11 protein-coding genes are annotated in these 9,135 nt (G+C 67.3%); 7 read left to right on the forward strand and 4 right to left on the reverse strand.

The window, feature by feature from the left end; all coding sequences use genetic code 11:
* On the reverse strand, positions 1-279 hold a 279-nt coding region (locus tag JHD82_RS27875), incomplete at its 3' end, for a SulP family inorganic anion transporter (RefSeq protein WP_269848171.1).
* Between the two features lie 150 nt (positions 280-429).
* Between JHD82_RS27875 and JHD82_RS27880 the strand changes: the two genes are divergently transcribed.
* The 5 genes from JHD82_RS27880 to JHD82_RS27900 all read left to right on the forward strand — a co-directional run bounded on the left by JHD82_RS27880 (position 430) and on the right by JHD82_RS27900 (position 5,252).
* Positions 430-900: a BON domain-containing protein gene (locus JHD82_RS27880; protein WP_034394327.1), complete on the forward strand. Its 471-nt coding sequence runs from the start codon at positions 430-432 to the stop codon at positions 898-900.
* Positions 901-1,000: 100 nt separating this feature from the next.
* On the forward strand, positions 1,001-2,230 hold the full coding sequence (locus JHD82_RS27885) for a PLP-dependent transferase (protein ID WP_199140071.1): 1,230 nt from the start codon (positions 1,001-1,003) through the stop codon (positions 2,228-2,230).
* A 98-nt stretch (positions 2,231-2,328) separates the two neighbouring features.
* On the forward strand, positions 2,329-4,080 hold the full coding sequence (locus tag JHD82_RS27890) for an alkaline phosphatase (protein ID WP_199140073.1): 1,752 nt from the start codon (positions 2,329-2,331) through the stop codon (positions 4,078-4,080).
* A 112-nt stretch (positions 4,081-4,192) separates the two neighbouring features.
* On the forward strand, positions 4,193-5,002 hold the full coding sequence (locus JHD82_RS27895; protein WP_199140075.1) for a DUF2189 domain-containing protein: 810 nt from the start codon (positions 4,193-4,195) through the stop codon (positions 5,000-5,002).
* A gap of 64 nt (positions 5,003-5,066) precedes the next feature.
* On the forward strand, positions 5,067-5,252 hold the full coding sequence (locus JHD82_RS27900) for a hypothetical protein (protein ID WP_199140077.1): 186 nt from the start codon (positions 5,067-5,069) through the stop codon (positions 5,250-5,252).
* 19 nt (positions 5,253-5,271) lie between these two features.
* On the opposite strand, the gene JHD82_RS27905 is transcribed toward JHD82_RS27900, so the two are convergent.
* The gene (locus JHD82_RS27905; RefSeq protein WP_199140079.1) at positions 5,272-5,937 is read right to left on the reverse strand and encodes an arylesterase; all 666 of its coding nucleotides are present in this window, start codon (positions 5,935-5,937) and stop codon (positions 5,272-5,274) included.
* A gap of 16 nt (positions 5,938-5,953) precedes the next feature.
* Between JHD82_RS27905 and JHD82_RS27910 the strand changes: the two genes are divergently transcribed.
* The gene (locus JHD82_RS27910) at positions 5,954-6,664 is read left to right on the forward strand and encodes an ABC transporter ATP-binding protein (RefSeq protein ID WP_012205859.1); all 711 of its coding nucleotides are present in this window, start codon (positions 5,954-5,956) and stop codon (positions 6,662-6,664) included.
* Between the two features lie 24 nt (positions 6,665-6,688).
* On the opposite strand, the gene sstT is transcribed toward JHD82_RS27910, so the two are convergent.
* On the reverse strand, positions 6,689-7,912 hold the full coding sequence (sstT, locus tag JHD82_RS27915; RefSeq protein WP_043782088.1) for a serine/threonine transporter SstT: 1,224 nt from the start codon (positions 7,910-7,912) through the stop codon (positions 6,689-6,691).
* A 218-nt stretch (positions 7,913-8,130) separates the two neighbouring features.
* On the opposite strand from sstT, the gene rlmB reads away from it, so the two are divergent.
* Positions 8,131-8,913, forward strand: a complete 783-nt coding sequence (gene rlmB, locus JHD82_RS27920; RefSeq protein ID WP_199140081.1) for a 23S rRNA (guanosine(2251)-2'-O)-methyltransferase RlmB — start codon at positions 8,131-8,133, stop codon at positions 8,911-8,913.
* On the opposite strand, the gene JHD82_RS27925 is transcribed toward rlmB, so the two are convergent.
* On the reverse strand, positions 8,910-9,135 hold a 226-nt coding region (locus JHD82_RS27925; RefSeq protein ID WP_199140083.1), incomplete at its 5' end, for a DUF1428 family protein. The two genes, rlmB and JHD82_RS27925, sit on opposite strands and share 4 nt — an antisense overlap.

Genomic DNA, 9,135 nt, shown 5'->3' on the forward strand with positions numbered 1-9,135 from the left:
GGCCAGGCCCGTGAGGGAGGCGCCGATCAGCAGTGCACTCAAGGCCGTGGGCCCCACACCCAGGCGCGGCGAGCCGCTGAACATCACGGCCACCAGGGCAGGGACGATGGAGGCGTAAATGCCGGTGATCAGCGGCATGCCGGCAAGCGCTGCATAGGCCACGCCCTGGGGCAGAAGCATCAGACCAACGGTGAGACCTGCCCAGAACTCCCCGCGCAGCACGGCTGCCGAGGGTTTGGGCCATGCCAGGAAGGGAAACCAGCGCGCCAGGGAATGCATGGCCGCTATTGTCATGCTAACTGGATGGTGCCGGGATGTTCGGGCTTGTCCTACAGGCGCTTGCGTCGGCGTCGTATGGGTTTGTCCCAGGGCCATAAATAAAGTCGAGGCCTGTGTTGACCGCCTCACAACTATTCAAGGAGTAACCGCATGACTTTCATCACCCAACGCTGCTGCCACATCCTCGCCGTGTCCGCCCTGGCCTTCGGCCTCGCCGCATGCGGCAAGACCGAAGACACTGCAGGCCAGAAGCTCGACTCCGCCGTCCAGCAGTCCCAGCAGGCTGCGCAAAGCGCCGGCCAGAAGATCGACAACGCCATGAGCAGCGCCGGCACCAAGATCGAGGAAGGCGCGATGAAGGCCGAAACGGCCACCACCAACGCCATGAGCCAGGCAGGCGCCGCGCTCGACGATGCAGGCATCACCGCCCAGATCAAGGCCGACCTGATCAAGGAACCCGATATCTCCGCCCTCAAGATCGACGTGGACACCAAGGCCGGCGCCGTCACGCTGACCGGCTCGGTGCCCAGCGATGCGCTCAAGATGCGCGCCGGCGACATTGCCAAGGCCGTCAAGGGCGTGAACAACGTCAGCAACATGCTGGAGATCAAGGCCAGCTGATCGCAGCCACCGGCTTTGCTCCCCCAATGAAAACCAGGCGCTTTGTCCGCCTGGTTTTTTTATGCCTGAACGCCGTTGCCCAGCGCATAAGATGCGCTGCATGAGCACACCCGACCTGCAGATCAGCACCCATCTCATCCACCATCCCTACCAGCCGCCCGAAGGCTTTGTCGCGCCGCAGCCGCCGGTGCACAAGGCCTCGACGGTGATCTTCGAGAACGTGGCGGCCATGCGCCGCCGCCAGTGGCTGGACAAGAGCAGCTACACCTACGGCCTGCACGGCACGCCCACCACCTTCTTGCTGGAAGAGCGCCTGAGCGCGCTGGAAGGCGGCCTGCAATGCCTGCTGGTGCCCAGCGGCCTGGCGGCCATCGCCACCACCTCCCTGGCCCTGCTGCGCACCGGCGACGAGATGCTGCTGCCCGACAACGCCTACGGTCCCAACAAGACCCTGAGCGAGGGCGAGCTGGCCCATTTTGGCGTGCGCCACCAGTGCTACGACGCCATGGATGTTGCCGACCTCGAATCCAAAATCACGCCCAAGACGCGTTTGGTCTGGCTGGAGGCGCCGGGCTCGGTGACCATGGAGTTCCCTGACCTCATCGCCATGGTGCGCCTGTGCCGCGCGCGTGGCATCACCACCGTGCTGGACAACACCTGGGGTGCGGGCCTGGCCTTCAATCCCTTCGACCTGCTGGGCGACGGCTCGCACAGCCTGGGCGTGGACGCCACGGTCCATGCGCTCACCAAGTACCCCAGCGGCGGCGGCGATGTGCTCATGGGCAGCATCATCACGCGCGACCAGGCGCTGCACATGCGCATCAAGCTGGCCCATATGCGGCTGGGCCTGGGCGTGGGCGGCAACGACACCGAGGCCGTGCTGCGCTCGCTGCCCAGCATTGCGCTGCGCTACCACGCACAGGACCGCGCCGCGCGCGAGCTGGCGCGCTGGCTGCAACAGCAGCCGGCCGTGGTTCAGGTGCTGCATCCCGCGCTCGAGGGCGCTCCGGGCCACGAGAACTGGAAGGCCCTGTGCGGAGCCGCCGGCGGCGGCGAGGGCGTGGCGGCCGGCCTGTTCAGCGTGGTCATCGACCCGCGCCATGGCCAGCAGGCCGTGGACCGCTTCTGCGACAGCCTGCGCCTGTTCAAGATCGGCTACAGCTGGGGCGGCCCCATCAGCCTGGTAGTGCCCTATGAGCTGCCGTCCATGCGCAGCTGCCCCACGCCCCAGCTGCGCAGCGGCACCGTGGTGCGCTTTGCCATCGGCCTGGAGGCCGTGCAGGACCTGCGTGCCGACCTGGAGCAGGCCCTGGCCGCCGCGTTCGCATAGTTGAGCGCCAGGCGCCGGTGACATGCGCCTGTCACCGGCAACACCGATGCTCGTTGGCTTCATACCATCCCACGGGGGCCTCCAGGCCCTGGTCCAGCATGAAGCACAAAGAGAGCATCACCAATATCCTGCAGCACGCGAAGACCGCGTCCAATGGGCCCGGCATCGTGGCCAGCCGCCGCCATTTCGTGCGCGGCATGGGCGCATCGGCCCTGGCGCTGCCACTGGCCGGCTGCGGCGGCTCCGATGGCGACAGCAGCATTCCCGTCGAGTTCCGCCACGGCGTGGCCAGCGGCGACCCGTTGAGCGACCGTGTCATCCTCTGGACCCGCGTGACGCCGCCCCAGGGCCATTCCAGCGACATCGAGGTGGAGTGGGAGCTGGCCTCGGACGCCGACTTCAAGACCATCGTGGTGTCGGGCAAGGCCATGGCGCGCGCCACCCAGGACTTCACCTTCAAGGCCGACGCCACGGGCCTCAAGCCCGCCACGCGCTACCACTACCGATTTCGCTGCCAGGGCATGACCAGCGCCACGGGCCGCACGCGCACCCTGCCCGTGGGCGCCGTGCAGCAGGTCAAGCTGGCCGTGTTCTCCTGCGCCAACTACCCGGCGGGCTACTTCAACGTCTACGCGCATGCCGCGCGCCAGGGCGACCTGGATGCCACCGTGCACCTGGGCGACTACATCTATGAATACGCACGCGGAGGCTATGCCAATGGCAAGGCCGAAGCCATGCAGCGCCAGAGCCTGCCGGCCAACGAAATCGTCAGCCTGGCCGACTACCGCCAGCGCCATGCCCAGTACAAGAGCGATGCCGACCTGCAGGCCCTGCATGCGGCGGCTCCCATGATCGCCGTCTGGGACGATCACGAAGTCTCCAACGACACCTGGATGCACGGCGCCGAAAACCACCAGCCGGCCACCGAGGGCGATTTCGAACTGCGCAAGGTGGCCGCGCTCAAGGCCTATCACGAGTGGATGCCCACGCGCAACGCGCAGCCCGAGATCATCTGCCGCAGCTTCGCCTTCGGCGACCTGCTGGCGCTGCACATGCTGGACACGCGCGTCATCGGCCGCGACAAACAACTGGACTACGCCGACTACTTCACCGCCCAGGGCCTGGACGCGGCACGCTTCACCTCCGACATGGCCAATCCTGCGCGCCAGCTCATGGGCGCCACCCAGACCCAGTGGCTGGGCCAGCAGCTGGCGGCCTCGCAGGCTACCTGGCAGGTGCTGGGCCAGCAGGTCCTGATGGGGCGCATGGAGCTGCCGGCGCCCTTGCTGATGGACATCCTGAGCCCCGGCAGCGGTGTCTCGCTGCCAGCCTACGCGGCGCTGCTGGCCAAGGCGCAGGCGAACCCGGCCAGCCTGACGGCGGCGGAAAAGGCCATCCTGGCCCAGCCCAGCATTCCCTACAACCTCGATGCCTGGGACGGCTACGCCGTGGCACGCGAGACCGTGCTGGCCACGGCGCGCAGCCTGGGCAAGAACCTGGTCGTGCTGGCGGGCGACACCCACAACGCCTGGGCCAGCGAACTGCGTGACCGCAGCGGGCAGGCCGTGGGCGTGGAGTTCGCCACCTCGTCCGTCAGCTCGCCGGGTTTCGAGGAATACCTGTCGGGCCAGGATCCGGCCCAGCTGCGTGGCGCGCTGCTGCAGTTCATCTCCACGCTCAAGTACTGCGATACCTCGCGCCGTGGCTACATGATCGTCACGGCCACGCCGCAGGCCTGCCAGGCCGAGTGGATCTACGTGGACACCGTGTTCAGCCGCCAATACCAGGCTGTGCGCGATGCGGCCTGGAAGGTGCTGCCCGGTCAGCCGGGCAAGCTGGTCCAGGCCTGAGTGCAGACTTGGGCACGGACCTGGGCGTCTGGGCGGGCCTCGGTAGTTTCCGCCATGGCAGCAGTGCCATGGCTGCGATAACTTTGGGCTCGCTGATCCAGGAGGTCCAGGCATGCAGGCATCCCCCGCTCCCGAGAAAGCTTCCGACAACCCGGCGGGCATGCTGCAGGTGCAACTGCTGCGCATGGCCGATCCCTGGCGCTGGCTGGCCCTGGGCTGGCGCGATCTGCGGCGTGCGCCCGGCGTGGCGCTGTTCTACGGCCTGTGCTTCTGGGCCATGGCCCTGCTGATCGGCTGGGTGTTCCGCGCCAGCCCGGAATACAGCATGGCCATGGCCAGCGGCTGCCTGCTCATCGGCCCCTTCCTGGCCATGGGCCTGTACGACACCAGCCGCAGGCTGGAGCGGGGCTTGCCGCCCCAACTGAGCAGCTCGCTGACCTGCTGGGACACGCAGATGGGCAGCATGGGCATGCTGGTCATGGTGCTGCTGGTGCTGGAGATGCTCTGGGCGCGCGCCTCCATGGTGGTCTTCGCCGTGTTCTTCGATACCGGCATGCCCACCACGGCCGGCATGCTGCAGGCCGTGGCGCGGCCCGAGAACTGGGAATTCCTGGCCATTTACCTGCTGGTCGGCGGCGCATTCGCGGCCCTGGTATTCGCCAGCATGGTGGTGGCGCTGCCGGCCATGCTGGACAGGGGCAGCGATGCGCTCACGGCCTGCATCACCAGCATGCGCGTGGTCGGCCTGAACCTGGCCGTCATGCTGCTGTGGGCCGCGATCATCACCGTGCTGGTAGCGGTTGCCCTGTGGTGGTATGGCGCGGGCCTGCTGCTGGTGGGGCCTTTGCTGGGTTGTGCCAGTTGGCATGCATACCGTTGCAGCGTGGGCGATTCCGCCGTGCCTGCGCCCACCATATCCTGAGGTTTTCCTGGCATGCCCCGTCTTGCGGCTACAGTGGGGCTTGCAACAACAGAGGAGTCCACCTGTGGCGACACCCAATTACGCCTATGAAAAACGCCAGCGCGAACTGGCCAAGAAGCAGAAGAAGCTAGAGAAGGAGAAAGCCAAGGCCGAAAAAAGACCCGACGAGCATGAGGGCGACGGCTCAGAAGGTAATGCGCAGGCATCTCCTGCAGCAGCCCGTCCCGGCGAGGAAGGCCGCGGCAGCTGACACCCTGCCTGCCCTGAGCTCAGGGCAGCAGCTTGCTGAGCTGGGGCCAGACGTTGTCCAGCATGCGCGGCTGGGCCTTGGCCGTGGGGTGGATGCGGTCGGCCTGGAACCACTGGGCCGAATCGGCCGCATCACCGATGCCGGCCAGCAGGAAGGGCACCAGCGGCACCTTCTGCTCCTGCGCCACCTTGGCAAACAACTGCTCGAACTGGCGCGTATAGCCGCTGCCATAGTTGGGCGGCACCTGCATGCCCACCAGCAGCACCTTGGCTCCGGCATCCCGGGCCGCGCGCACCATGGCGTCCAGATTGCCCTGCGTGCTTTGCAGCGGCAGACCCCGCAGCGCATCGTTGCCACCCAATTCGATCACCACCACCGATGGCTTGTGCTGCTTGAGCAAGGCAGGCAGGCGAGAGCGGCCGCCCGAGGTGGTCTCGCCGCTCACGCTGGCGTTGACCAGCGGCATATTCTTTGGGCTCTCCTGCAGGCGCTTTTGCAGCAGTGCCACCCAGCCCGTGCCACGGGCCAGTCCGTATTCGGCACTGAGCGAGTCGCCCAGCACAAGCAGCGGGCCCGGCTCGGCTGCCCACGTGGACGTGGCCGTCCAAGTACCCAGCAGGCCGAAGGCCAAGCCGGCCGATATAAAGTGGCGGCGTCGGCGCATTGCGCGCAGCTTGTCTTGCATCGTCTTCCCATCCTCCATGTCACAAAGCACTGCCCAGCCCCTGATCGAAGTCGAGCATGTCTTCAAGTCGGTCAGCGATTCGACCGGAACACTGGATATTCTGCGGGATATCGATCTGCGTTTTTCCGCAAGGGAAACCGTGGCCATCGTCGGTGCCTCGGGCTCGGGCAAAAGCACGCTGCTGTCCATTCTTGCCGGCCTGGATACGCCCACGCGCGGCACGGTGCGGCTGCAGGGCCAGGACATGTTCGCGCTGGATGAGGATGCACGCGCCGCCGTGCGCGCGCAAAAGCTCGGCTTTGTGTTCCAGAGTTTCCAGCTGCTGGGCAATCTGACGGCGCTGGAGAACGTGATGCTGCCGCTGGAGCTGGCGGGCAGCCGCGAGGCCCGCCGCCGCGCCACCGAGATGCTGGAGCGCGTGGGCCTGGGACAGCGCCTGGGCCACTATCCCAAGCTGCTGTCCGGCGGCGAGCAGCAGCGTGTGGCGCTGGCCCGCGCTTTCGTGGTCGAGCCCGCCGTGCTGCTGGCCGACGAGCCCACGGGCAGCCTGGACTTTGCGACCGGCGAAACCATCATGGAGCTGATGTTCGCGCTCAACCGCGAGCGCGGCACGACGCTGGTCATGGTCACCCATGACCGAGCCATCGCCGCGCGCTGCGAGCGCCGCGTGACCATCGAGGCCGGCCGCGTTGCCAGCATCGAAGAGGGGCAGGCGCTGGCGGCCTGATCGGACGCCAGCAAGGGGTTGCTCTCAGGCCGCCACCGCCTCACGGCGGCCGGCTGCCTCGCAGGCAGCTGCCGTGAAGATCACGTCGGTCGAGGAGTTCAGCGCGGTTTCGGCCGAGTCCTGGATCACGCCGATCACAAAGCCCACGCCAACCACCTGCATGGCCAGATCGTTGGAGATGCCGAACAGGCTGCAGGCCAGCGGAATCAGCAGCAGCGAGCCGCCGGCCACGCCCGAGGCGCCGCAGGCGCAGACCGCGGACACCACGCACAGCAAGATGGCGGTCAGCAGATCGACCTCGATGCCCAGCGTATGGGCCGCAGCCAGCGAGAGCACGCTGATGGTGACGGCGGCGCCGGCCATGTTGATGGTCGCGCCCAGCGGGATGGAGACGCTGTAGGTGTCCTCATCCAGGCCCAGGCGCTGGGCCAGCGCCAGGTTCACCGGGATGTTGGCGGCCGAGCTGCGCGTGAAGAAGGCCGTCACCGCGCTCTCGCGCAGGCAGGTCAGTACCAGCGGATAGGGGTTGCGGCGCGTCTGTGTCCAGACGATGAGCGGGTTCACCACCAGGGCCACGAAGAGCATGCAGCCCAGCAGCACGGCCAGCAGGTGCGCGTAGTCCAACAGCTTTTCCAGGCCCGACTGGGCAAAGGTGCCGGCCACCAGGCCGAAGATGCCCAGCGGCGCCAGCCGGATCACGCCCTGGATCACGCGGGTGATGGCCTGGCCCAGGTCCTGCATCACGGTGCGCGTGGACTCCGAGGCATGGCGCAGGGCCATGCCCATGGCCAGTGCCCAGGCGAGGATGCCGATGTAGTTGGCATTCATCAGCGCACGCACGGGGTTGTCGAAGGCGCTTTGCACCAGGGCCATCAGCACTTCGCCAATGCGCCCGGGCGCGCCCTGGGCCGGGGCGGCATCCTTGAACTGGATGGTGGAAGGGAAGGCCATGCTGGCCGCCACGGCGACCACGGCCGCCGCAAAGGTGCCCAGCACATACAGCCACAGGATGGGGCGGATCTGCGTGGCCTGGCCAGGCCGGTGGTTGCTGGTGGCCGAGACCACCAGCAGCAGCACCAGCACGGGCGCCACGGCCTTGAGGGCGGAGATGAACAGCGTGCCCAGCAGGGACACGGACTGGGCGGCCTCGGGCCAGAGCCAGGCCAGCAGGCCGCCAGCGACCAGGCTGATGGCGATCTGGCCGACCAGGCTGGTGCGGGCAAGCCGGGCGAAGAGGGCTTTGAGCATGATGGTTGGCAAAGAAAAGGAAAAAACTCAAGCGATGGAAAAATGCAAAGCGGCATGCCCGTGGCTACGGTGCATGCCGCAATGTGCAGGGGCTGCTGGAAGGCGGCCAAGCCGCGCAGTGTAGCGGCTACGTAAAAACCACAGGAGCCGTTGCGCGCAGACGGACTTCGCAAGGCGGGGCCCGGGGCACCGCTCAATTGGCGGGATAATTGCGCCCCATGTCGTCCCCCAAAGTTCTCTTCGGCTTCCACGCCGTCGGCGTGCGCATGAAGACCGCGCCCCAATCCATCATCGAGGTCTACTACGAGGCCACGCGCCGCGATGCGCGCATGCGCCAGTTCCTCGACCGCGCCAAGTCGGCCGGCGTCCGGCTGATCGAGGCCGACGGCGAACGCCTTGCCAAGCTGGCTGGCAGCCATGGCCACCAGGGCGTGGCCGCGCGCGTGGAGGCGGTGGCCCAGGTCCATTCGCTGGACGAATTGCTGGAGCAGCTGGAGGCAGACGGCATCAGCAAGCCGCTGCTGCTGGTGCTGGACGGCGTGACCGATCCGCACAACCTGGGGGCCTGCCTGCGCGTGGCCGATGGCGCCGGCGCCCATGCGGTGATTGCGCCCAAGGACCATGCGGTAGGCGTGAACGCCACCGTAGCCAAGGTGGCCAGCGGCGCGGCCGAGACCGTGCCCTATTTCATGGTCACCAACCTGGCGCGCACGCTCAATGAGCTCAAGGAGCGCGACATCTGGATCATCGGCACCAGCGACGATGCGCCCAAGACCCTGTACGAGGTGGACCTCACGGGCCCCACGGCCCTGGTGCTGGGCGCCGAAGGCGACGGCATGCGCCAGCTCACGCGCAAAACCTGCGACGAGCTGATCGGCATCCCCATGATGGGCGCCGTCTCCAGCCTCAACGTGTCCGTGGCCAGCGGCGTGTGCCTGTACGAAGCGCTGCGCCAGCGCGGCCAGGGCACCACGCCTGCCGCCCCGGCTGACCAGATCTAGGCCGGCGCGCCGCTGGCGCCCGCACTTGCACCCTCGCCCGTGCCCAGTTCCACCACGCTCTCGAAGCCACCCCAGAACATGCGCTTGGCGTCGAAGGGCATGGTGGCCGGGTCCATGGAGGCAATGCGCGGGTCCTTCATGACGGCGGCATTGATGCGATCGCGCTCCGCGCGCGACGCATAGATGATCCATGAGAAGAACACGATCTCGCCTTCCTTGAGC

This window comes from Delftia sp. ASV31 (assembly GCF_016428765.1).
GTDB classification, from domain to species: Bacteria; Pseudomonadota; Gammaproteobacteria; order Burkholderiales; family Burkholderiaceae_C; genus Comamonas; species Comamonas acidovorans.

Bases quoted from the DNA above. Each gene is read 5' to 3' on its own strand.
- JHD82_RS27880 (WP_034394327.1), top strand. From the start codon at position 430: ATGACTTTCATCACCCAACGCTGCTGCCACATCCTCGCCGTGTCCGCC.
- JHD82_RS27885 (WP_199140071.1), top strand. From the start codon at position 1,001: ATGAGCACACCCGACCTGCAGATCAGCACCCATCTCATCCACCATCCC.
- JHD82_RS27890 (WP_199140073.1), top strand. From the start codon at position 2,329: ATGAAGCACAAAGAGAGCATCACCAATATCCTGCAGCACGCGAAGACC.
- JHD82_RS27895 (WP_199140075.1), top strand. From the start codon at position 4,193: ATGCAGGCATCCCCCGCTCCCGAGAAAGCTTCCGACAACCCGGCGGGC.
- JHD82_RS27905 (WP_199140079.1), bottom strand. From the start codon at position 5,937: ATGCAAGACAAGCTGCGCGCAATGCGCCGACGCCGCCACTTTATATCG.
- JHD82_RS27910 (WP_012205859.1), top strand. From the start codon at position 5,954: ATGTCACAAAGCACTGCCCAGCCCCTGATCGAAGTCGAGCATGTCTTC.
- sstT (WP_043782088.1), bottom strand. From the start codon at position 7,912: ATGCTCAAAGCCCTCTTCGCCCGGCTTGCCCGCACCAGCCTGGTCGGC.
- rlmB (WP_199140081.1), top strand. From the start codon at position 8,131: ATGTCGTCCCCCAAAGTTCTCTTCGGCTTCCACGCCGTCGGCGTGCGC.